Source organism: Haemophilus sp. THUN1691 (assembly GCF_059704425.1).
Genome location: NZ_AP046578.1, coordinates 708,684 through 731,528, shown reverse-complemented (window position 1 = coordinate 731,528; position 22,845 = coordinate 708,684). Strand labels below are relative to the sequence as shown.

Annotated in this window: 20 protein-coding genes; 11 read left to right on the top strand and 9 right to left on the bottom strand. The window is 38.5% G+C overall.

What is annotated here, in order from left to right; all coding sequences use genetic code 11:
- Positions 1–7: 7 nt before the first annotated feature.
- The 3 genes from AC6H0J_RS03635 to AC6H0J_RS03625 form a co-directional block, all read right to left on the bottom strand.
- A complete protein-coding gene (locus AC6H0J_RS03635) occupies positions 8–1,858 on the bottom strand; it encodes a monovalent cation:proton antiporter-2 (CPA2) family protein (RefSeq protein WP_005626354.1) in 1,851 nt (616 codons plus the stop codon).
- A gap of 126 nt (positions 1,859–1,984) precedes the next feature.
- On the bottom strand, positions 1,985–3,454 hold the full coding sequence (locus AC6H0J_RS03630; RefSeq protein ID WP_032825437.1) for a surface lipoprotein assembly modifier: 1,470 nt from the start codon (positions 3,452–3,454) through the stop codon (positions 1,985–1,987).
- Between the two features lie 89 nt (positions 3,455–3,543).
- Complete coding sequence (locus AC6H0J_RS03625; RefSeq protein WP_497512855.1) at positions 3,544–4,707, bottom strand: hypothetical protein; 1,164 nt, start codon at positions 4,705–4,707, stop codon at positions 3,544–3,546.
- A 252-nt stretch (positions 4,708–4,959) separates the two neighbouring features.
- Between AC6H0J_RS03625 and AC6H0J_RS03620 the strand changes: the two genes are divergently transcribed.
- The 5 genes from AC6H0J_RS03620 (at position 4,960) to AC6H0J_RS03600 (ending at position 11,111) form a co-directional block, all read left to right on the top strand.
- Positions 4,960–5,412: a DUF441 domain-containing protein gene (locus AC6H0J_RS03620; RefSeq protein ID WP_005642705.1), complete on the top strand. Its 453-nt coding sequence runs from the start codon at positions 4,960–4,962 to the stop codon at positions 5,410–5,412.
- Positions 5,413–5,787, top strand: coding sequence for a DUF423 domain-containing protein (locus tag AC6H0J_RS03615; RefSeq protein WP_005626360.1), 375 nt, complete (start codon positions 5,413–5,415; stop codon positions 5,785–5,787).
- Entirely contained in the window at positions 5,784–9,692 is a 3,909-nt protein-coding gene (gene hrpA, locus AC6H0J_RS03610; protein ID WP_046952618.1) for an ATP-dependent RNA helicase HrpA, read from the top strand. Before AC6H0J_RS03615 ends, hrpA begins: the two co-directional genes overlap by 4 nt.
- Positions 9,693–9,854: 162 nt before the next feature.
- Positions 9,855–10,646 carry a toll/interleukin-1 receptor domain-containing protein gene (locus tag AC6H0J_RS03605; protein WP_497512853.1) on the top strand — a complete coding sequence of 264 codons (792 nt, stop codon included), beginning with the start codon at positions 9,855–9,857 and terminating at the stop codon, positions 10,644–10,646.
- Positions 10,647–10,652: 6 nt separating this feature from the next.
- Positions 10,653–11,111 carry a hypothetical protein gene (locus AC6H0J_RS03600; protein WP_046952617.1) on the top strand — a complete coding sequence of 153 codons (459 nt, stop codon included), beginning with the start codon at positions 10,653–10,655 and terminating at the stop codon, positions 11,109–11,111.
- 151 nt (positions 11,112–11,262) lie between these two features.
- On the opposite strand, the gene AC6H0J_RS03595 is transcribed toward AC6H0J_RS03600, so the two are convergent.
- The gene (locus tag AC6H0J_RS03595; protein ID WP_080948071.1) at positions 11,263–11,427 is read right to left on the bottom strand and encodes a helix-turn-helix domain-containing protein; all 165 of its coding nucleotides are present in this window, start codon (positions 11,425–11,427) and stop codon (positions 11,263–11,265) included.
- A 378-nt stretch (positions 11,428–11,805) separates the two neighbouring features.
- Between AC6H0J_RS03595 and nrfA the strand changes: the two genes are divergently transcribed.
- The 4 genes from nrfA to nrfD all read left to right on the top strand — a co-directional run bounded on the left by nrfA (position 11,806) and on the right by nrfD (position 15,695).
- On the top strand, positions 11,806–13,332 hold the full coding sequence (nrfA, locus tag AC6H0J_RS03590) for an ammonia-forming nitrite reductase cytochrome c552 subunit (protein WP_046952616.1): 1,527 nt from the start codon (positions 11,806–11,808) through the stop codon (positions 13,330–13,332).
- Between the two features lie 76 nt (positions 13,333–13,408).
- Positions 13,409–14,059 carry a cytochrome c nitrite reductase pentaheme subunit gene (nrfB, locus tag AC6H0J_RS03585; RefSeq protein WP_046952615.1) on the top strand — a complete coding sequence of 217 codons (651 nt, stop codon included), beginning with the start codon at positions 13,409–13,411 and terminating at the stop codon, positions 14,057–14,059.
- Positions 14,056–14,733, top strand: a complete 678-nt coding sequence (nrfC, locus tag AC6H0J_RS03580; protein ID WP_046952614.1) for a cytochrome c nitrite reductase Fe-S protein — start codon at positions 14,056–14,058, stop codon at positions 14,731–14,733. The genes nrfB and nrfC overlap by 4 nt, the downstream gene beginning before the upstream one ends.
- On the top strand, positions 14,730–15,695 hold the full coding sequence (gene nrfD, locus AC6H0J_RS03575) for a cytochrome c nitrite reductase subunit NrfD (RefSeq protein WP_046952613.1): 966 nt from the start codon (positions 14,730–14,732) through the stop codon (positions 15,693–15,695). Before nrfC ends, nrfD begins: the two co-directional genes overlap by 4 nt.
- A 258-nt stretch (positions 15,696–15,953) precedes the next feature.
- Here nrfD and AC6H0J_RS03570 read toward each other — a convergent pair whose 3' ends face one another.
- The 3 genes from AC6H0J_RS03570 to AC6H0J_RS03560 are packed head-to-tail and all read right to left on the bottom strand — an operon-like array spanning position 15,954 to position 17,895.
- On the bottom strand, positions 15,954–16,751 hold the full coding sequence (locus AC6H0J_RS03570) for a virulence factor BrkB family protein (protein ID WP_046952612.1): 798 nt from the start codon (positions 16,749–16,751) through the stop codon (positions 15,954–15,956).
- Entirely contained in the window at positions 16,748–17,230 is a 483-nt protein-coding gene (locus AC6H0J_RS03565; RefSeq protein WP_046952611.1) for a YchJ family protein, read from the bottom strand. Before AC6H0J_RS03565 ends, AC6H0J_RS03570 begins: the two co-directional genes overlap by 4 nt.
- An 8-nt stretch (positions 17,231–17,238) precedes the next feature.
- Positions 17,239–17,895 (bottom strand): MOSC domain-containing protein, encoded by a 657-nt coding sequence (locus tag AC6H0J_RS03560; RefSeq protein WP_118817321.1) that lies wholly within the window; start codon positions 17,893–17,895, stop codon positions 17,239–17,241.
- A gap of 124 nt (positions 17,896–18,019) precedes the next feature.
- On the opposite strand from AC6H0J_RS03560, the gene AC6H0J_RS03555 reads away from it, so the two are divergent.
- Both AC6H0J_RS03555 and udp read left to right on the top strand, forming a co-directional pair.
- Positions 18,020–19,519, top strand: coding sequence for a helicase HerA-like C-terminal domain-containing protein (locus tag AC6H0J_RS03555; protein WP_118817322.1), 1,500 nt, complete (start codon positions 18,020–18,022; stop codon positions 19,517–19,519).
- Between the two features lie 102 nt (positions 19,520–19,621).
- Positions 19,622–20,380, top strand: a complete 759-nt coding sequence (gene udp / locus AC6H0J_RS03550; RefSeq protein ID WP_046952608.1) for a uridine phosphorylase — start codon at positions 19,622–19,624, stop codon at positions 20,378–20,380.
- 446 nt (positions 20,381–20,826) lie between these two features.
- Here udp and bamC read toward each other — a convergent pair whose 3' ends face one another.
- Both bamC and dapA read right to left on the bottom strand, forming a co-directional pair.
- Complete coding sequence (bamC, locus tag AC6H0J_RS03545; RefSeq protein ID WP_046952607.1) at positions 20,827–21,831, bottom strand: NlpB/DapX family lipoprotein; 1,005 nt, start codon at positions 21,829–21,831, stop codon at positions 20,827–20,829.
- A 98-nt stretch (positions 21,832–21,929) separates the two neighbouring features.
- Positions 21,930–22,826, bottom strand: a complete 897-nt coding sequence (gene dapA / locus AC6H0J_RS03540) for a 4-hydroxy-tetrahydrodipicolinate synthase (protein ID WP_046952606.1) — start codon at positions 22,824–22,826, stop codon at positions 21,930–21,932.
- Positions 22,827–22,845 lie beyond the last annotated feature (19 nt).

Genomic DNA, 22,845 nt, shown 5'->3' with positions numbered 1-22,845 from the left:
AATCATTTTAAGAATTATTATTTGGCGTTTCTTCAGATTCCTCAATCAATATTCCTGCTGTTTCATCATTTAATGCTTGAGCATCGACATGAGGTTTAATAAATGGTTTTGGGGTCCAATATTTTTTTAAGATTTCATTAGAAAAACCATGCAGAACTTCCTCATTTAGGCGTTCTTGATCCAATGCTCTAACTTCTTTAATGACTTCATCAGCCTCAATCTTATCTATACCAAGTTTCATCAATGTTGCTTGACTAAGCGCAATGGCAGATTCAAACGTTTCACGCACAATAAAATCTACATCTTGCTTAATTAGGCTTACTGTCGTTTTTCTATCATAAGTGCGGGTTAAAATCGGCAAGTTTGGATAAGCCCCTTTAAGTTGGCTCACAATCGTTTCAATGCGATCTGTATCATTAATACCAATCACGACACATTTAGCTTTTTCAATTCCCGCGGCGTAAAGTACATCTAAACGAATACCATCACCATAATAGACTTTAAAACCAAATTTTGCCGCAGCACGGATATTTTCTATATTACGATCAATCACTGAAACGCTGATGCCACGGATTAATAATGTTTGACATACGATTTGGCTAAAACGACCAAAACCAATTACAAGCACGTTATCTTCTAAATCATCAATAGGCGACAGATCACTCGTATCTGGTTGATTAGGCGATTTTCTCTCTCCAGATTGCGCTAATTTACGAGTAATTTGTGTAATAAATGGAGAAAACAACATGGAAATAATTACCGCTGCAGTAAAAGTGGCGTTTTCATGGTTGCTCATTACGCCTGCTGTCGTTGCGGCAGAGAAAAGTACGAAAGCAAATTCACCACCATGCGCCAAAAGTGACATTCTTCCCACTGCTTCTCTATGTTCTAAGCGAGTGATTCGAGCAACAACATACACAGAAAGTCCTTTACCAATAATATAAAGGAATACAATTCCGAGTAGTAATAACCAGTGATTAAACACTAAGCTCAAATCCAATGACATGCCCACGCCCATAAAAAACAAGCCGAGCAATAGACCTCGAAATGGCTCTATATCTGCTTCTAATTGATGGCGAAACGAAGATTCTGACAGCATAACGCCCGCTACAAATGCCCCCATTGCCATTGAAAGTCCACCTATTTCCATGGCTAATGCTGCGCCAAGCACAACTAATAAAGCAGCAGCTGTCATCATCTCACGAATATGTGCTTTAGAAATTAATCGGAATAATGGATTCATTAACCATTTACCCGCGACAATCAAGCCGATTACTGCCCCTAATGCGATGCCGATTGACATCCAATCGGTATGAGTGCTTTCTTCAGAATGAGGCGCAAGAAACGCCACTGATGCCAATAATGGCACAATAGCAATATCTTCAAAAATTAAAGTCGAAATAATTCGCTGACCTTTAGATGTGCTGGTAATGCAACGTTCTTCTAACGTTTGCATCACAATGGCGGTTGAAGAAAGTGTAAATCCCATACCTGCTATAAATGCGACTTCTTTTGGTAAATCGAGCAAATAAATCCCCGATAAAGTAAGCAATACACCACAACCTCCAACTTGCAGCAAACCCCTACCAAAAATTGCTTTTTTCATAGACCAAAGCCGTTCAGGGTGCATTTCAAGCCCAATAATGAACAAGAACATCACGACACCCAATTCAGCCAAATGCACGACTGAAGCCGGATCTTGAATAACACCGAAAACTGAGGGACCAATCATACAACCCGCCACTAAATACCCAAGCACGCTACCAAGCCCTAGACGTTTAAATAACGGCACAATAGTCACGCTCGACGCAAGCAAAATTACGGTTTTAATCAGTTCTGAATCGGCAAGATGGGACATTAATAGCTCCAATGATGAAATGGAATATAATTGTATTCTAACTAGTTTTCTTTAAATAAAAAAGTGAGCATATCTCATATTATGCTCACTTTAGAAATGGATAAAACCTAAGTTCAATTAATTAACTTAAAATGTCTTTTCAAACAACATATTCACATTCTTCTGAGTGTAAGAATACATTTCTGGAATATTGCTATCTTGTTTACGCCAACTTAATTGGAGTTTTGGTGTAATTCCCCAAATATGCCAATCGCGTTTCCATAGGGATAAATTTATGCCGTAAATTTTATCTTCTCGACGTTTTCCAAAAGAAAACAAATTGAGGTTACCAAGTTTGGCAATATCTTTAAATTCACGTTTCATTATGGATAAGCCGAGACGTGAGGAAATGCCCCAATTCCATTCTTGTCCCCAACCTAAACGTAAGCTTTTACTGTCTGAACCATATTGACGAACCTTCGTTCTTTCTGCCATAAAATCAGAACCGAGGTAGAAAAACTGTTTCGGTGTTCTTGCCCACAGTAAGGTTGCGGAAATCAATTTGTTATTACCGTTTTGTGATGTACTGTCTAAATAACGTTGTTTTGAAAATTCTCCCGCCGTAAAAAGTTGCCAGTTTGGACTTAACCAGCGAGAAAATTCCACCCTTGCCCCATTAGACCAACGGTAACTTTCGCCGCCATACCAACGTTTTTCATAAAAGGGTTTAATACGGAAATTTTGCTTTGCGGTTTTATGTGCATAGCCAACAAAAGTGCGGTTGGAAATATCATCAAATTTATGATTATCCCAGTAGCTCTTTCCCCCAAACTCATTGCCCACCGTGAGGTAATTAGAGCTCCATAAATTAAAATCTCTCGAAATATCGAGTGAATACGCCAAACCGTGTGCTGTTTGTGGCATCATCGATTCCGAACGTATTAAGGTGCCACCATTATTTAATGCGACCGTTTTTCCCTCGCCGACATTGTTGACATTGGTATCACGCACATAATTAAAAGAAAAATCCACATTCCAGCTATCACGTTCTTTTAAAGCCTCTAAATAAGCATCCATTAAACGCTTAACTTGAGGCGGTAAATCCTCTGCGGTTTGTGCTTTTTCAAATTGGTCTTTAGCAGCACCGTCTTGTTTTTGATTGAATAAAGCGATAGCCAGTTCAATTCGTACAGGGTTTAAATTTGGATTTTTGGCTAAAATTTCGCGATATTTATCAATAGCTACAGTATAGTTTTCCGTTATCGCAGCCAATTTTCCTTCCGCAAAGCGTTCCATAATCGGGTCACGATTTGGAAAAGTGCGGTAAATTTCCAGCAATTTTTTTATCATTTCTGGATTGCGTGCGTAAATGGCACGGCTTAATAATTCGTGGGTTAAAGCGGGGTTTTGTTTAAGTTGCTCAAGGGTAATTTGAATTTGTTCGACTTGCTCTGTGCCTAAGGGCGGTAAATTTTGTTCGCGTTTTTCAAGTTTAGCGACATTAATTTGTGGTTCAAGTTCGGTTTTAATTGGTGTTTGACGAATATCTAGTGCCGTTGTTTCTGCTAAAGCAAGAGCAGGGAAAAGTGCAGTAAAAAAGAGAGCAATATTTTTCATAAAATGAGTAACTTTAAATAAATATTTATAAACAAATAATAAGTTGAAAAATGGCGGACAAAAATCCGCCAAATATTGTTTTATAACAATTATTTAAGTTGTTTGGTTGCATCAAAAAAGGCTTCATAGTCAAAAAGATATTTTATTTCACCATCTTTGCCTGCAACGGTTGGATACATACCAGAATCTGGATCAAAAATATAGTTCACACGTCCAACTATGTCGCTACCATCTTTTGAAATAGTAGCAGAATAACTACCTGAAGCCTCATCCCCAAAATCTACATGACCACCATTCACTTTATTTTTTATAATCTCTTTTGGTACAAAGCTAATTGTACCTACGGTTGTACTATCGATAGTTCCCGACATTTTAAATTTATCAGAAGAATCTTTTTGAACATTAAGTGTAACATCACCGTCTTCACCTATCGTTGTTCGTGCGAAGCGTTCCTCGTCAGTGTTACTAAGCTTAACTTTTGCAAATACTTTACCTTTATAAGTTGCATTAACTAAATCGCTAGATTTACCATCTACTACAGGTAGATAAAACAGCTTTTTAAGATCATCGTATGAAGATGCCGCTGGTTTAGGTGCTTCTGCCTCTTTAGCTGCTGCTTCTGCTTCTTTAGCTGCGGCTTCTGCTTTAGCTGCTTCTGCTTTAGCTGCTTCTTCTTTAGCTGCTGCTTCTTTAGCTGCTTCTTCTGCTTTAGCTGCTTCTGCTTTAGCTGCTGCTTCTTTAGCTGCGGCTTCTGCTTTAGCTGCTGCTTCTTTAGCTGCTGCTTCTGCTTTAGCTGCTGCTTCTTTAGCTGCTGCTTCTGCTTTAGCTGCTGCTTCTTTAGCTGCTGCTTCTGCTTTAGCTGCTTCTTCTTTAGCTGCTGCTTCTGCTTTAGCTGCTGCTTCTTTAGCTGCGGCTTCTGCTTTAGCTGCTGCTTCTTTAGCTGCTGCTTCTGCTTTAGCTGCTGCTTCTGCTTTAGCTGCTGCTTCTGCTTTAGCTGCTTCTGCTTTAGCTGCTTCTGCTTTAGCTGCTTCTGCTTTAGCTGCTTCTTCTTTAGCTGCGGCTTCTGCTTTAGCTGCTTCTGCTTTAGCTGCTGCTTCTTTAGCTGCTGCTTCTGCTTTAGTTGCTGCTTCTTTAGCTGCTTCTGGTTGAACTGGTGTTGGACGAGCATCTCCAGAATTTGAAGTAGATTTACAAGCAGTCAAACTTAGTGCAATACACATCGCTAATGCGGTTGTTTTTAACGTTGGTTTCATAACTTTTCCTTTAATATAAAGATATAGACTAACGCTTTCATTGAAATCATACTGACTACATGATGCCTCATTAACAATGAATTTCAATAAAAACCAGCAGTATGATAAACAAAAAAAAACAAAAAATAAATGAAAACTATTAACATTTGTTGGCTCTAAATACAATTTTCTAAATAAATGGCGTGTACAGTCATTCCATGTATTTTCATGATAGAATGCTCCTTAAAAATTTTCTCACCGCACTTTTCAAGTATGTCGTTACAATTCAATATAATCGCCTTATTACTGGTGATTTTAATTATTCTCGGGTTACTCAGTCACAACAGCGCAATTACCATTTCTGCTGCCGTATTACTTATCATGCAGCAAACTTTTTTATCTTCACATATTCCTTTGCTCGAAAAATATGGCGTTAAAATTGGTATCATTATTTTAACCATTGGGGTTTTAAGCCCCTTAGTTTCAGGGAAAATTCAGTTGCCTGATTTATCAGGTTTTCTTAGTTGGAAAATGGCACTTTCCATTTCCGTTGGTGTACTTGTGGCATGGCTTGCAGGCAAAGGTGTACCTTTAATGGGCGAACAACCGATTTTAGTCACTGGCTTGCTTATCGGCACAATTATTGGTGTAGCATTTTTAGGTGGAATCCCTGTCGGCCCACTTATTGCTGCCGGTATATTAGCTTTACTTTTAGGGAAAATTTAAATGAAAAACAAATGCCTCACTCTTGCCGCTTTAAGCGGATTCTTCTGTGTCGCACTAGGCGCATTTGCAGCACATGGCTTAAGTCATATATTAGAAGCCAAAGCATTATCATGGATTGATACGGGTTTAAAATATCAAATGTTCCATACTATTGCAGTGCTTGCCGTTGCATTATCTGCTTTACATGACAACAAATTCGCCCGATTATCTATGTCTTCTTGGTTAATTGGAACCTTATTATTTAGTGGAAGTTTATACGCACTCGCTTTCGGAGCAAGCAATGTAATTGTGTGGATTACGCCTATTGGCGGAACTTTATTTTTAATCGGATGGATTAGCTTAGCTTACGGAAGTTTCAAAAGTAAATCGCTATGAAAAACAGATCGGTAAAACACACATTAACTCCCTTACAACAATCTCTTTTTTCTCAATTAAATGACATCATGCTGGTGGATCAACGTCGCTTATCCGCCCGCATTCATGGTATTGGAAAAATTAAAAGCCTAGAGGCACAACAAGCCGTTGCAGATGAAATCCAACAGAAAATTGAACAAGCAAGATTACGTGTAGAACAACGGAAAAGTGCGGTACAAAATCCCATCGTTTTTCCAGAAAGCCTACCTGTTAGCCAACGCAAAGCTGAAATTCAAAAACTGCTTTCTGAACATCAGGTTATTGTGGTGGCAGGGGAAACCGGTTCAGGTAAAACCACCCAATTGCCGAAAATGTGTTTGGAATTAGGTTTCGGCAATTTGGGCATGATTGGTCATACTCAACCTCGTCGTATTGCTGCACGCTCTGTGGCGGCGCGTATTGCGGAAGAACTGGAAACAGAATTTGGCGGTTTAGTCGGTTATAAGGTTCGTTTTAACGATCAAATCAGTGATGATACACAAATCAAATTAATGACTGACGGGATCCTGTTAGCAGAAATTCAAAACGATCGTTTTCTCAATCAATATTCTTGTTTGATTATCGATGAAGCTCACGAACGCAGTCTGAACAACGATTTTATTCTCGGTTATCTGAAACAGCTTTTACCACGTCGTCGTGATTTAAAACTCATCATCACATCCGCGACCATTGATGTGGAACGCTTTTCCAAACATTTCAACAATGCCCCGATTATTGAAGTCTCGGGCAGAACCTATCCTGTTGAAGTGCGTTATCGTCCCGTAGTGGAAGAAGACGATCAAGATCAGCTACAAGGCATTCTCAATGCGGTGGATGAACTGCAAGCGGAAGGCCGTGGTGATATTTTGATTTTTATGAACGGTGAGCGTGAAATTCGCGACACTGCCGAAGCTTTGCAAAAGCAAAATTTAAAACACACGGAAATTCTACCGCTCTTTGCTCGCTTGTCTGCGCAAGAACAGAATAAAATTTTCCATCCGAGCGGATTAAATCGCATCGTGTTGGCGACCAACGTCGCGGAAACTTCATTGACCGTGCCAGGCATTAAATATGTGATTGACCCAGGTACTGCGCGAATTTCCCGTTATAGCTATCGCACCAAAGTACAACGTTTACCGATTGAACCCATTTCACAGGCATCTGCTAATCAGCGTAAAGGTCGTTGTGGTCGTGTGAGTGAAGGGATTTGTATTCGTTTATATTCGGAAGAGGATTTTAATTCTCGTCCAGAGTTTACCGATCCTGAAATTTTACGCACCAATTTAGCCTCCGTTATTTTGCAAATGACAGCATTGGGTTTGGATGATATTGAAGCGTTCCCATTTGTTGATGCACCGGATAAACGCCATATTCAAGATGGGATAAAACTGTTGGAAGAATTGGGCGCGTTTGAAATCGTTCGCACCAAAGCGGGCGAGAAGCGTCAATTAACGGCTGCAGGTCGTCAATTAGCTCAACTCCCAGTGGATCCACGCTTGGCGATAATGTTGTTGAGTGCTGTCTCACAAGGTGCGTTGCATGAAGTGATGATTATTGTCGCTGCATTGTCTATTCAAGATCCGCGTGAACGCCCACAAGAAAAACAGCAAGCTTCCGATGAAAAACATCGTCGTTTTGCCGATAAAAAATCAGATTTCTTGGCTTTCCTCAATCTTTGGCATTATCTACAAGAACAACAAAAAGAATTGAGTAAAAACCAATTCCGTCGTCAATGCCAAAAGGATTTCTTAAATTATTTACGTATTCGTGAATGGCAAGATATTTATCATCAAATTCGTTTAACCGTCCGTGAAATGGGCTTGCCGATTAATTCCGAAAAAGCAGAATATCAGCAAATTCATACCGCACTTTTAAGTGGCTTGCTTTCTCATATCGGTTTAAAAGAAGCGGAGAAACAACAATATCTTGGCGCACGTAATGCCCATTTTGCAATTTTCCCCAATTCTGTACTTTTCAAAAAACAACCGAAATGGGTGATGGCGGCAGAGTTAGTGGAAACCTCCAAACTTTGGGGGCGTATGGTAGCGGAAATCGAGCCAGAATGGATTGAGCCACTAGCCGAGCATCTAATTAAAAAATCCTATTCTGAACCGCGTTGGTCTAAATCTCGTGGGGCGGTGATTGCCGATGAGAAAGTCACGCTTTACGGAGTGCCGATTGTAGCAGCGCGACCAGTGAATTACGGTACTATTGATCCAACGGTAAGCCGTGAGATCTTTATTCAATCTGCCTTAGTAGAAGGGGATTGGAATACCAAACATAAATTCTTCAAAGAAAATCAACGACTCGTTCGAGAAGTGGAAGAGTTGGAACACAAAAGTCGCCGCCGTGATATTTTGGTGGATGATCGCACGCTTTTTGAATTTTACGATCAGCGTATTGGCACGGAAGTGGTTTCCCAAAAACATTTTGATACCTGGTGGAAAAAGGCGCAGCAAAAAGATCCAGAATTGCTTAATTTTGAACGTTCATTCTTGATTAATGATGATGCGGAACAAGTGAGCAAGCTCGATTTCCCGAATTTCTGGCATCAAGGCAATTTAAAACTCAAATTAACTTATCAATTTGAACCGGGTACCGATGCGGACGGCGTGACCGTGCATATTTCGTTGCCATTGCTCAACCAAGTGGAAATGACCGGCTTTGACTGGCAAATTCCAGGCTTGCGTGAAGAATTGGTGATTGCGTTGATTAAATCGCTGCCGAAATCTTATCGCCGTAACTTCGTGCCTGCACCTAATTATGCTCAAGCTTTTTTAAGTCGAGCCGTGCCGTTGGAAAAACCGTTATTAGATACGCTGATTTATGAATTGCGTCGTATGACGGGCGTCACCGTAGAAGCGGAACATTGGAATTGGAAACAAATCCCAAGCCATTTGAAAATGACGTTCCGTGTGGTGGATGAAAACGGCAAAAAAATTGCCGAATCCATGAATTTGGATGAGCTGAAATTCAATTTAAAAGATCGTGTGCAGGAAAGTATTTCTGCTGTGGCAGATGATGGTATTGAACAAAGCGGACTGCATATTTGGAGTTTTGCAGATTTACCACAATGTTACGAACAAAAACAACGTGGTTTCAGCGTCAAAGCGTTCCCAGCCATTGTAGATGAAAAAGATGCCGTAGGTATTAAACTATTTGAAACAGAATTTGAGCAAGCGGTGGCGATGCAACAAGGTTTGCGCCGCTTGTTGTTGCTCAATGTGCCGTCACCGATTAAATATCTGCATGAAAAATTGCCGAATAAAGCCAAATTGGGGCTGTATTTTACCCCGTTCGGTCGTGTATTGGATTTGATTGACGACTGTATTGCTTGTGCGGTGGATAAACTGATTGCTGATTTTGGCGGGTTTGTATGGGATGAAGCAGGCTTTGAAAAATTACGAGATTTCGTGCGAGAAAACCTTAACGAAGTGACCGTGGATATTGCGCAGAAAGTGGAACAAATCCTATCCCTTAACCATGCCTTAAACCAACGTTTAAAAGGCAAAATGGATTTCACCATGGCCTTTGCCTTTTCTGATATTAAGGCACAACTAAGCGGGCTGATTTATCCAGGTTTTGTGCAAAAGAGCGGTTATGATCGCCTACCGGATTTATTCCGCTATCTGCAAGCCGTTGATAAACGTATCGATAAACTGGCTCAAGATGTGAATCGTGATCGTGCGGCTATGCTACGCGTAGAACAAGTACAACAAGCTTACCAACAATTGCTCGCTAAACTGCCGAAATCTAAACCGATCTCTGATGAAGTGGCGGAGATTCGTTATATGATTGAGGAACTACGCGTGAGCTTATTTGCGCAGCAGTTGGGAACGAAATATCAGGTATCTGATAAGCGGGTTTTGAATTTGATTGTAAAGTGATAGAAGATCTTCGTAGAAATACAATAAAATAGTTTCTAAAAGTCATTTATTTATTCCTGAAATTGTATAAATTTTAATTTGATATTTAGAATATAGACAGGGGGCTTAGAGCTTTGCTAGACTAAAAAAAGTCTAAGGATATCATACTAAAAAGGGTGAGTAATGTATAAAAAATTTAATTTAAATTTAGATGTATTAAGAAAAATTAAATCTTCTTATGATAGAGATTGGATAGATTTAGTTTGTATTGGACGTTCAGACTTTGAGAGTCGTCAAAAATTAGTGGAATGTGATTTAAATAAATTTGCTAATCCTGATGGTTCCTTGCAGGCTGAGGAGATTATAAATAGCTGGTTCCCATCTATAGATGCGGATATATTTGTATCTCATTCTCATAAAGATGAAGAACTCGTGCTTGGATTAGCGGGGTGGCTAAAGAAAAATTTTGGACTTACTACATTCATCGATTCTGTAGTTTGGGGATATTCAGATACTTTATTAAAAGTAATTGATGATAATTATTGCCAAAATGAAGACCATAGTGCGTATGATTATAAAAAGAGAAATCGTTCAACTAGTCATGTGCATATGATGTTATCCACAGCATTGATGCATATGATTGATCGATGTGAAATGTTTCTTTTTATAAAAACACAGAATTCATTTAAGCCTTTAGAATACTTTAATTCTAGTGGGGAAACAGAATCCCCATGGATATATTCCGAATTATCTTTAGTAGATAAACTTAGAGAAAATGAACCAAAACGTATTCAAGAAATAACTGAAGCTAGAAATTTAGATTTTTCAATGGAGAGTTTAAAAATAAAATACCCAGTCGATGATTTTAGTTTTATTCCTTTAACATTTGATAATTTGATTGAATGGAAAAGTATAGGAGTTGAATCGTATAAGTCTAGAAATTTAGATAAATTATATAATATGATTAAAGGTTAAAATATCATGAATGAATATAAAATAGCTCATTTGGAAATGATTCAAGGGGTAATTAATCGTATGGGAAATAATTCTTTCATAATTAAAGGTTGGGCAGTTACATTAGTATCAGGGCTGTTTGCGGTGTCTATTGAAAATTATAAGATTGCATTTATATCCTTAGTGCCTATATTTTTATTTTGGTGGTTAGACACATTCTTTCTATATCAAGAGAGATTGTTTAGAGAATTATATAAAGATATAATTTTAAAAGATGATTCAAATTTTAAATTTTCGATGGAAGTTAGTGGTTATTATTCTAATATAGACTCATTTTGTAAAACATTATTTAGTAAAACACTTTGCTACTTTTATGGAAGTATATTGTTAATTGCAATTATTTTTATTATTTATTTAAATCCTATTTTTGAGCATATAAATATATTTTTTCTTGATAATTTTTATCTTTGTATTAAAACTAATTAGAATTTCTCCAAGATAGCGCAAGCGTCCACGCTTGTGCTTATTTGGTCCAAGCGAGGACGCTTGAACCGTCGTTCTGTTTTTAAAAAGTGCGGTCATTTGTTCAAACGTTTTTTAACCTCAAAAACACGTTCAAAATCTACCGCACTTTTTCTTATCGAAACTCCACATAAATCTTCTTTCCTAATCCTTCTGCAATACGTTGTAAAAAGGCAAGTGACGGGTTGTGGTTACCTGACTCAATACGGTTAATAGCACTTTGGTCGATGCCGTTTTTTCTGCTAAACCTTTTTGGGTGATTTGCTACTCTTGGCGTAATTTAATGATTTAACGAATAAATTTAATACGTGACAGAAAAATTACGAGTCAGTTTATTTGCTCAACAGCTAAGAACAAAATATCAAATATAAAAGAATAGCAAATATTATTAGTCAATATTAATGATAATAATACTCAAAATTAAGGCGGTATAAACCGCCTTAATTTATTCCAAATAACACATACCTCTTTGTAAGTATTTTGAGAAATAAAGTTGATCAATCTCACATTTTTTAGTTATACGAGTGGAAAAACTTTTTTCTTTTGGTATCTTACGCGCGAATGAAACTATATACCTACGTTTCATGTGGATATTAAGAATAATTCTCAACTTTCTACTTAACCTAACCTTTTTATTACAACAAATGGAGTGATTATCGTGAACGCATTCAAAAAAAGCCTTATTGTGGCAGCGTCTTTCGCGAGTTTAAGCTTATTTAACTCAGCGGTAGCTGATATGGTTTATAAGCCATTAGAACAACCTGTTGAACCAGTAAAACCAGATTTGAAAATTGAATCTGTAAATGAAAAATTTGCAGAAAAATATCCAAATCAATATAACAGCTGGCGTTCAACTGCAAACGGCAACGGCGAAAAAATTATTTATGCTGATGAAGAAAATCCACGCTTAATCGTTCTTTGGGGCGGTTATGCATTTGCAAAAGAATATAACGCGCCACGCGGCCACTTTTATGCAGTCACTGATGTTCGTAACATTCTACGAACAGGTGCGCCAAAAACAGCAAATGATGGTCCACAACCAATGGCATGTTGGACATGTAAAGGTCCTGATGTTCCACGTTTAATCGCGGAATGGGGCGAAAAAGATTATTTCAATGCGAAATGGGCAAAAGGCGGTCCAGAAATCGTGAACACAATCGGTTGTGCTGACTGTCACGATACTACCTCTAAAGATTTTGCAGAAGGCAAACCAGCATTACGTATTGCTCGTCCACACGTATTACGCGCGCTTGATGCTTTAGAAAAAGCAACTGCTGAAAAAGATAAAGCAGAAGGTCGCCCACATAACAATTTAAGCTTCAATACTGCTGCTCGTACTGAAAAACGCGCTGAAGTTTGTGCAAACTGTCACGTTGAATATTACTTCGCAGGCGATATCAAACAAGTCACCTTCCCTTGGGATAAAGGTCAAACCGTTGATGATATTGAAAAATATTACGATGAAATCGGCTTCAGCGACTGGACTCATAGTCTTTCTAAAGCGCCAATGTTAAAAGCGCAACATCCTGATTTTGAAATTTGGTCTTTAGGTATGCACGGTAAAAACGGTGTAACTTGTGTAGACTGTCACATGCCAAAAGTACAAGGTAAAGACGGTAAAGTTTATACTGATCACCAAATCCAAAATCCATTCGATGCATTTGACCGCACTTGTGCAAACTGTCACGATCAAAGCAAAGAAAAATTACGCGATATCGTCACTTCACGTAAAAAAGAAGTGAAAGATGTAATGGGTCGTTTAGAAGAGCAAGTTGTTAAAGCTCACTTTGAAGCGAAAGCAGCTTGGGATGCAGGTGCAACTAAAGAAGAAATGGAAGCGGCATTAATGGATATTCGTCATGCTCAATGGCGTTGGGATTATGCTGCAGCCAGCCACGGCGGCCATATGCACGCACCTGAAGTAATGCTTCGTGTATTAGGATCTGGCTTAGATAAAGCGGCTGATGCTCGTACTAAACTTGCAGCTATCTTAACTAAACACGGTGTGAAAACTCCAGTTCAAATCCCAGATATTTCAACAGCTGATAAAGCGTGGAAAGTAATGGGTATTGATATTGAAAAAGAACGCAAAGCTAAAGAAGAATTCTTAAAAACTGTGGTACCACAATGGGAACAACAAGCTAAAGAAAAAGGCTTATTAGTTGATCCACCAGCACAAAAATAAATGAAAAATCCACCGCACTTTTAAGTTCAAACTGGAAAGTGCGGTGATTTTCAAGGTCAAATTTAAGGTAACCCAAATGAATTTAACTTCTTTAATCAACAAATCTGCAAAAGCGTTAGCGTTAAGTGCGGCATTTGTAGCAACGCCATTTTTGGCTCATGCTGATGATGCACAAAAACCTGCGGATCATTTTACTTATGAACCGCAATTAGATAACCAACGCGATCCTAATCAATATTGTGCTAAATGCCATAAATTCGACAAAGTAGATAAAAACCAAACTGTAGATCAGTCTGGCGGCGAACTCCACTTTGGTAAATTCCATGGCGCACACTTAGATAAGAAAAATCCAAATAACGGTAAAGCAATTACTTGTGTAAGCTGTCATGGTAACGTTTCTGAAAATCACCGTCGTGGTGCTAAAGATGTCATGCGTTTTGAAGGGGATATTTTCGGTAATAAAAAACCGATGTATTCAGTTCAAGAACAAAACCAAGTTTGTTTTGCTTGTCACCAACCTGACAAACTTCGTGAAAAACTATGGGCGCATGATGTACACGCAATGAAATTACCTTGTGCAAGTTGCCATACGCTTCACCCGAAAGAAGACGCAATGAAAGGTATTCAACCAAAACAACGCGTTAAACTTTGCGTAGATTGCCATGGTGAACAACAAAAACGTAAAGCAGAACAAGATAAACTAACCGAACAAAAGGATAAAAAATGACAGCCTGCTCACGCCGAAACTTTGTTTCCGGCATGGGGGCAGTGATCCTTATGACGGGAACATCTTTACCTTCTTTTGCGAAAGAAGACAAGGCGGATAAACCTAAACGTTACGCAATGATACACGATGAAAATTCGTGTATTGGCTGTACAGCCTGTATGGATGCATGCCGTGATGTAAACCAAGTGCCAGAAGGCGTTTCTCGCTTAGAGATTCTACGCAGTGAACCTTACGGTGAATTTCCAAATCAGGAATATGAGTTCTTCCGTCAATCTTGCCAACATTGTACAAATGCACCTTGCGTAGCAGTTTGTCCAACTGGTGCATCTTTTATTGATAAAGAGACTGGCATTGTAGATGTACATAAAGATTTATGCGTAGGCTGTCAATACTGTATCGCAGTTTGCCCATATCGTGTACGTTTTATTCATCCAGCACATCGTACCGCAGATAAATGTAACTTCTGCCGAGATACAAATTTAGCCAATGGTAAACAACCGGCTTGTGTGGAAGCGTGCCCAACCAAAGCATTAATCTTTGGGGATATGAATGATCCGATGAGTGCAGTTTCACGTAAAGTGAAAGAAAAACCGGTTTATCGCACTAAAGTGGAGTTAGGAACACAACCAAACTTGTACCACATTCCATTCCAACATGGGGAGCCTAGAAGATGACATTAGATTATCCAGTTCCATTTCATACGCCTAATCTAGTGTGGGATTCTACCATTGCGATCTACTTGTTCTTATTGGGGATCTCATCTGGTGCGGTACAGTTAGCAATTGCGTATAAACGCAGTAATAAAATAGAAAATCTAAGCCAAAACTGGATTATTCGATCTGGGGTAATTTTAGGCTCTGTACCAACATTAATTGGTTTAACGCTATTAATTTTCCACTTGGCTCGACCTTGGACATTCTGGAAATTGATGTTTAACTATCAATTTAATTCCGTAATGTCGATGGGTGTCATGCTATTCCAAATCTATATGTTGTTTTTAGTGATTTGGGGAGTGGTGATTTTCAAAAAAGAAATCGAAGCATTAATTAATCGCTTTATGCCAAAACTGCAATTTGTGATGAAACTCATCGGTATTGCAGAACGTATTGCAAGTCCAGTCGAAGTTATTCTTTTCGTATTGGCTGCAGTGCTTGGAGCATACACAGGGTTCTTACTTTCTGCATTGATCAGCTATCCAATGTTGAATAACCCAGTATTACCAGCATTATTCTTAGCTTCTGGTACATCATCTGGTATTGCTGCAACCTTCTTAATTATCTTGATTGCAGGAAAATTAAAAGGTGATTCTCACGAATCACACTTCATCCACAAATTTGAAGTACCAATTATGGTGACAGAGCTTGGTTTGCTTGTGTGTTTCTTCGTTGGCTTACATTTTGGCGGCGGCCAAAAAACAGTTGCCTTACATAATGCATTATCTGGTTTCTGGGGTGCGATATTCTGGATTGGGGTATTCTTTATTGGTATCTTGATCCCATTAATCGCCAATATGTTTGTTAATGACCGTTTAAAATACAACCGTAACTTTATTATCTTAGTGTCAATTTTTGACTTAATTGGGGTATTCTGTTTACGTTTCTTTGTTTTATATGCGGGACAATTAACAGTGGCATAAATCAAGGTGAGGTTGTAAGTAGGTTATTAATAGATTCTCTAACTTAAAAACTACCATAATTTAACTCAGGGACTAAATTATGTAATTCACATAATTTAGTCCTTTTAATTTGAATATATACCTGCCAAGGAATAAATAATTTTTTAGTTATGTAGAATATGCTACTTATACAAAACATTACTTATATTTAAGCTCGTATATGAATTTGGTTTTAAAAACTAAATGGTGATTATTTTTTATTAACATATTGAATTTATTTTATTCTTTTAACTCACCTAAAACTTCAGATAATTGCGCCCCGACCAACACAACTAGCCAACTAATCTGAATCCACAATAACATAATCGGTAATGTTGCCATTGCACCATAGATTAGTTGATAAGAAGGGAATGTGGTGATATACCAAGTAAAGGCTTGTTTACCGAGTGTAAAGAAAATAGCGGCAATAAGCGCACCACAAGCAGAATATCTGATATCCACTTTCTTATTTGGCACGATGGTATAAATTAATGTGAAAATAAACCATGTGAAAAAGAATGGGAGTAAACTGAGCAATTTTACACCGAGTGAAAGCGTTTCCGATTGTTCAAACATGACTTTTATATAAGAGCTAATCCCTATACTTGTACCTATAACGAGAGGTCCAAAAGTCAGAATCATCCAGTAAATCGCGAAAGAGGTAAAAATAGGGCGAACACTTGTATCATGCCAAATGCTGTTGAGGGTTCGGTCGATGTTATTAATTAGTATCAAGGCAACGGCAATTAAACTCACAATTCCCACAGCACTCATTTTCTTTGAGTTCGAGACGAATTGATCGATATATTCACCCACCATATCACTTGCTGATGGCGCAAAATTGGTGAAAATCATTTCTTTCAATTCTCCAGTGACTTCATTGAATACAGGAAATGCAGAGAATATAGAAAAAATTACCATCACCATTGGTACGATAGCAAGCATCGTGCTGTAAGTTAGTGCGCCAGCAGCTTGGTTGAGTTTATTTTCTGAAAAACGTTTACAAAAGAGCAGGCTAAATTGTTTCAATGAAATCATAAAAATCCCCCACAGCAATGTTTAAATTTTTTACCAGAACCACATACACAAGGTTGTTTCATTGTAGGCAAGGATACGGTCGGATCCACAAAATACCAACTGTTTTCAATTTTTACAAAAATTGACCGTTCTTGATGGGCTAGTTCTCCCTCTTCGCCCTGAAAAATAGCTTTAAATTCCACCGCACTTTGAGTTTTTGTGAGGTTTTCTGTTTTTAGGATTTTTAATCCTAGCCATGTCGTGTTGTCAGCCCATTCTTGCAATAAATGAGTCTCTAATAAAGTTTGTTGGCTTGGCACAGTTGTTGCAACAATATAAGGTATATTTTTTAAAACATAAGCCGTATAACGTGAACGCATGAGTTGTTCTGCCGTTTCGGGAAATGCTTGTCTCAAATGAAATTTGCCACAACAATCTGCGTAATGATGACCAGATTGACATGGACAGTCTTCTGAAAGAGCGGTTGAAATTTCTGACATATTTATCCCTATTGTTTGAATTTCGATACTTGCGATCGAATTGAGCGTTTAAAGGCTTCAGCTAATACTTCAATATCTAATGCTGCTTCTAGTTCAGCTTCATTTTCGGGTGCGGATAACAAGCGATTTAAATGGCGAATTGTTACTTGCGGATAAGGACGAGTGAGCAATTTTAGTTCATCACCTTGTCTAATTTCTCCCGTTTCAATGACGCGAACATACCATCCACTGAGCCCAGTTTGATAAACAATATCGCGAGTCTCTTCGTTTTCCGTATTTTTTGATAAACGCTCACAAGGTTTACGTGGCTGAGATACTTCTAAAATGGTTGAGCCAATTTGATAGCGATCACCAATACAGACATTGTCTTCATTCAAGCCTGACACGACAAAATTTTCTCCGTAAGTGGCGGTTTCCATGTAAGAAAAATCTTTATTTAATAAAGCATTTAATTCATTAAAAGAATCTGCCGACATAAAAAAGAGAGATTTATCCACACCACCATGATGTTTTTTTAAACCCACATCGTTTCCTTCTGCACCAAGAGAATGAATTTTTACCGATGGCACTGTTTTCTTACGAATTGCGCTTTCGTATACGCTTCCATCTGAAAAGGTTAGGGTTTGAACTTCCCCTACTTTTATGACTAAAATTTTTGCATCCATTTTGCTTTTTTATTGTTCTAGAAAAAATTTTCGTGGAATTATAACCGAAAACGTTTAACTTTTTGACCGCACTTCTTTTTTTACTTATTATTCGTTACAGCAAAAAACAAAAGGATATTCATTTATGCAATACGCTCTCTCTCGCACAGAACAAGGTAAAATCCTCGGCATCACGGCCAAAATGGCTAACCGCCATGGCCTTATTGCTGGCGCAACAGGTACGGGTAAAACTGTCACATTACGTAAAATGGCAGAAGCCTTCAGTGATGATGGGATTCCAGTATTTTTAGTAGACGTAAAAGGCGATCTTTCTGGCTTAGTAAAGGGCGGTCAATTTCAGGGCAAAATTGCGGAACGAATTGAGCAGTTCGGGTTAGGTAATGAAAGTTATCTCAATGGCTATCCTGTTTCTTTTTGGGATGTTTTTGGTCAAACAGGCATTCCTCTTAGAACAACTATTTCTGAAATGGGGCCGTTATTGCTTTCTCGTTTATTGAATCTAAATGCTACGCAAGAAGGATTGTTAAACCTCGTATTTCGTGTGGCAGATGATAAAGGTTTATTGCTCATTGATTTAAAAGATCTTCGTGCAATGCTGAAATATGTTGCAGAGAATGCGAAAACCTTCCAAGTTGAGTATGGCAATGTTTCGACCGCAAGTGTTGGCGCAATCCAACGAGCATTACTGACGCTTGAAAATGAAGGCGCTACAAATTTATTTGGTGAGCCAGCATTAAATCTAGATGACTGGATGCAAACTCGCGATGGGCGAGGGGTGATTAATGTACTCAATTCTGAAAAATTGATTAATTCCCCAAGAATGTATAGCGCATTTCTATTATGGTTGATGGCAGAACTCTTTGAACAACTGCCAGAAGTGGGTGATCCTGAGAAACCTAAATTTGTTATGTTTTTTGATGAAGCACACTTATTGTTTGATGGTGCGCCGAGCGTATTAGTGGAAAAAGTAGAACAAGTTGTGCGTTTGATTCGTTCTAAAGGTGTGGGAATCTATTTTGTCACGCAGAACCCGCTTGATTTGCCAGATACCGTATTAGGGCAGTTAGGTAACCGTGTTCAACACGCTCTCCGCGCATTTACTCCGCGAGATCAAAAAGCCGTAAAATCGGCTGCAGAAACTTTCCGAGCAAACCCTTCAGTGAATGTCGTCGAGACCATTTCAACCCTTGGAGTGGGCCAAGCATTGGTATCATTTTTAGATGAAAAAGGCATGCCTACGCCAGTTGAAATCGCCTATATCTATCCGCCAAAAAGTCAGCTTTCACCATTAACCATAGACGAACGTAATGCTTGGGTGAAAGATGATGATCTTTATGTGTATTATAAAGAATACGTGGATAACGAATCGGCCTTTGAAGTATTAACTGCTCAAGCGGATTTAGCTGCGGTACAACAAAAGCAAGCAGAGCAAGCCCAAGCGGAAGAAGAAAACGGATTCTTAGGTAGTTTGAGCCGAATGATTTTTGGTACGCAAAAGCGCGGTGAAAAATTATCACCAACTGAGCAAATTGTACATAGTGTTGCGCAGTCTGTAGGGCGAAATATTCGAAATCAAATTACCAAGCAAATTATGAGAGGCATAATGGGCGCGCTCAAGAGATAAAGTTGTATTTTCGAAAAATACTCTCGTGCTTTTATTTATTCAAAAATCTGATTTCGCCTCAGGGTGAAATCATCACGTTAAATGGCAACAAGGAGATTTATTATGTCAGACGTATTCCACCTAAACCTCACAAAATCCCAATTGAAAGGGGCAACACTCGCTATTGTTCCTGGCGATCCTGCGCGTAGTGAACGTATTGCTAAACAACTTGATAATCCCGAGTTCCTTGCTAGCACGCGTGAATTTACTTCATGGTTAGGCTACCTCAATGGACAATCTGTTGTGGTATGTTCTACGGGTATTGGTGGGCCATCAACATCAATTTGTGTAGAAGAACTTGCTCAACTTGGTGTTCGCACTTTCTTGCGTATTGGCACAACGGGTGCAATTCAACCACATATTAATGTAGGCGATGTTCTTATCACAACCGCTTCTGTTCGCTTAGATGGCGCAAGCCGTCATTTCGCACCATTAGAATATCCAGCTGTAGCAAACTTTGAATGTACAACCGCACTTTATAATGCAGCGAAAGCAAAAGGTATTGAGCCTTATGTAGGCGTAACCGCATCATCTGATACATTCTATCCAGGTCAAGAACGTTATGATACCTATAGCGGAAAAGTGTATCGTGATTACCAAGGTCTGCTTAAACAATGGCAAGATTTGAATGTGATGAACTACGAAATGGAATCGTCAACACTGTTTACCATGTGTAGCGCATTAGGTTTGCGTGCTGGGATGGTTGCGGGCGTGATTGTAAACCGCACTCAACAAGAAATTCCAAATGAAGCAACAATGAAACAAACGGAAGAAAAAGCTGTGTCTGTTGTGATCGCAGCCGCGCAGGCGTTGTTAAGTTAAGTTTTTAATTAAAAGAATAAATCTGCGCACCAAAAGTCTGGATTATCCATCACTGATTAAGGCGCAGATTTTTGCAACTGAATATAACTAGCCTTTTTAAACAACTCAAACTATCTATTTTTTATTAACAATAAAAACTGTTCAGTCCGAAATATGTTTTCTTTTTTAAATAAAACACATTAATTGTGAATGATTGCTAAGCCTAAATTAGGCTCAAACCTAAAGAGATTTTTAAGAAAAACCTTGAGTCAACATACAAAATCAAGAAAAATAGCCACAAATTTTGATAAATAATAATTTCACATTATGGCTATATTAATAATTTCAAATAACTGGAAAGCCTAGCTAATAATTATATTAAAAAAGGCTTAAAAATATTAACCCAATTAAAATTACAGAATCTATTCCTTAAATTAATTTTTATTAAAAGAATGCTGAGTTTTTACTTATCTTGCAATCAAGTTACTAATTGCTTGGTAAATTCTCGCAGCTGAATCGCCAGACAATGCCTTACCTTTTTCATCAGAAATGACAACGGAGCTTTGTCTACCATGATCAGATATTTGCATTTGGTAAGTACCGTTTTCAAGTTCTGGAAGCTCAGTTCCCATGCGCAACCAATCTTCTTTTTTTAATGCTGAATATTTTAATTCACGATAACCTTTACCCGCAGTTTCAGATTTGATCGCAAAACCTACTTTAGGTAAAGCTCCACCTAATTTTTCCCATGCTTGACCAAAATTAACATTCATCGCTAATGCAGTTTGACCATTCAAATCCTGAATAATTTGCGATGCTACCGCACCCACAGAAGCGCCAGATAAATCTTGTTGCTGTTTGTTATAAGCAGAAGTTAATGCAGACACAATGCGGTTTAAGCGTTCAGACGTATAACGTTGCTTATCAGATACACTTGGAGTGAAAATAACGCCATCACGACGCATTTGTAAAACAGATACTGCTAGTGCACTCGCATCTTGAGCCATAACTTGTTCTACTTGATATTTAATCTCAGTGCCCGATTTATCACCAATTCGTCCTGTTGGCGCCCAGTCCGTCGTTAAAATCGCACCATTCGTCGTTGATGAAATACCGTCTTCTTTTAATAATCGTTCAACTTGTTGAAGGTTATATACACTTGCTTGCTGTTCTGGATACACGATTAATGCACGTTCACCATCGAATTGAGTTAATGAATTTTCAATAATCGCTAATGGTGTTGATGGAGGACGAATATCAATATTTTCTCCCTTTTTCACAGCAATATTAGGTAACGCATAAGTATCGTCTGCTTTTGGTAGCATTACTCCCCCGCTCGCCAATGGTGAGAATCCAGGGATAGAAGCCTCTGATTTTTGGAAAGAATCATTAGCAGTCTTTAATGCTTCAGGATCAGACGAACAGCCAGCCAATACGATAACTGCTGCTAAACTCAACATTATTTTTTTCATATTTGAACCTTAACTAAATTGAAAACTTTATGAATTTTGACCGCACTTCGACAGCCTATAATGCAAAAAGTTTAGGGATAATGACTTACCCCTGATTTTTATAATAATCCTGCGATTTTCAATGCTTCTTCTACTTTTGGTTGAAGCTCTTCACTTAACACCGTCAATGGCAAGCGTAAATGTGCTGACTTAATTAAACCTAAACGATAAGCCGCCCATTTCACAGGAATTGGGTTTGATTCAACAAAGAGATCGTGATGTAAACGCATTAAGCGAGCATTAATTTCTTCGGCTTTAGCAAAATCTCCCGCAAGGGCATAGCGACACATATCAGCCATATCTTTTGGTGCTAAGTTATTCGTTACAGAAATCACCCCTTCTGCGCCGAGTTTCATCGCATCCAAACTCGTTGCATCATCACCACTTAAAACGATGAAATCCTTGCCTGCGAGTTCTTTAATTTTGGTGACACGACTGATATCTCCAGTTGCTTCTTTAATACCAACAATATTGTTGATTTTCGATAAACGAGCAACCGTTTCTGGCTTCATATCGCTACCAGTACGACCTGGTACGTTATAAAGAATTTGCGGTAAATCTGTACATTCAGCAATGGCTTTAAAATGCTGGAAGATTCCTTCTTGGGTTGGTTTGTTGTAGTAAGGTACAACAGATAGACAACCCGCAACGCCGCTATCGCGTAATAATTTTGTCATTGTAATTGCTTCGCTTGTCGCATTTGCGCCTGCGCCAGCAATCACAGGAATACGACCTTTGGCAAATTCAACCGTCTTCTCAATAACCTTTACATTTTCTTCAATACTTAATGTTGCTGATTCACCCGTTGTCCCCACAGAAACAAGCGCATTAGAGCCTGCCTCAACGTGATATTCCACCAATTTTTCTAAACAAGCGAAATCTACTTCGCCGTAATTATTCATAGGTGTAACAAGTGCAACAATACTGCCTGAAAATAAAGGATTTTGTGCTGACATAGAACCTCCGTTGGTTTTT

Bases quoted from the DNA above. Each gene is read 5' to 3' on its own strand.
- AC6H0J_RS03635 (WP_005626354.1), bottom strand. From the start codon at position 1,858: ATGTCCCATCTTGCCGATTCAGAACTGATTAAAACCGTAATTTTGCTT.
- AC6H0J_RS03630 (WP_032825437.1), bottom strand. From the start codon at position 3,454: ATGAAAAATATTGCTCTCTTTTTTACTGCACTTTTCCCTGCTCTTGCT.
- AC6H0J_RS03625 (WP_497512855.1), bottom strand. From the start codon at position 4,707: ATGAAACCAACGTTAAAAACAACCGCATTAGCGATGTGTATTGCACTA.
- AC6H0J_RS03620 (WP_005642705.1), top strand. From the start codon at position 4,960: ATGTCGTTACAATTCAATATAATCGCCTTATTACTGGTGATTTTAATT.
- AC6H0J_RS03615 (WP_005626360.1), top strand. From the start codon at position 5,413: ATGAAAAACAAATGCCTCACTCTTGCCGCTTTAAGCGGATTCTTCTGT.
- hrpA (WP_046952618.1), top strand. From the start codon at position 5,784: ATGAAAAACAGATCGGTAAAACACACATTAACTCCCTTACAACAATCT.
- AC6H0J_RS03605 (WP_497512853.1), top strand. From the start codon at position 9,855: ATGTATAAAAAATTTAATTTAAATTTAGATGTATTAAGAAAAATTAAA.
- AC6H0J_RS03600 (WP_046952617.1), top strand. From the start codon at position 10,653: ATGAATGAATATAAAATAGCTCATTTGGAAATGATTCAAGGGGTAATT.
- nrfB (WP_046952615.1), top strand. From the start codon at position 13,409: ATGAATTTAACTTCTTTAATCAACAAATCTGCAAAAGCGTTAGCGTTA.
- nrfC (WP_046952614.1), top strand. From the start codon at position 14,056: ATGACAGCCTGCTCACGCCGAAACTTTGTTTCCGGCATGGGGGCAGTG.
- nrfD (WP_046952613.1), top strand. From the start codon at position 14,730: ATGACATTAGATTATCCAGTTCCATTTCATACGCCTAATCTAGTGTGG.
- AC6H0J_RS03570 (WP_046952612.1), bottom strand. From the start codon at position 16,751: ATGATTTCATTGAAACAATTTAGCCTGCTCTTTTGTAAACGTTTTTCA.
- AC6H0J_RS03565 (WP_046952611.1), bottom strand. From the start codon at position 17,230: ATGTCAGAAATTTCAACCGCTCTTTCAGAAGACTGTCCATGTCAATCT.
- AC6H0J_RS03560 (WP_118817321.1), bottom strand. From the start codon at position 17,895: ATGGATGCAAAAATTTTAGTCATAAAAGTAGGGGAAGTTCAAACCCTA.
- AC6H0J_RS03555 (WP_118817322.1), top strand. From the start codon at position 18,020: ATGCAATACGCTCTCTCTCGCACAGAACAAGGTAAAATCCTCGGCATC.
- udp (WP_046952608.1), top strand. From the start codon at position 19,622: ATGTCAGACGTATTCCACCTAAACCTCACAAAATCCCAATTGAAAGGG.
- bamC (WP_046952607.1), bottom strand. From the start codon at position 21,831: ATGAAAAAAATAATGTTGAGTTTAGCAGCAGTTATCGTATTGGCTGGC.
- dapA (WP_046952606.1), bottom strand. From the start codon at position 22,826: ATGTCAGCACAAAATCCTTTATTTTCAGGCAGTATTGTTGCACTTGTT.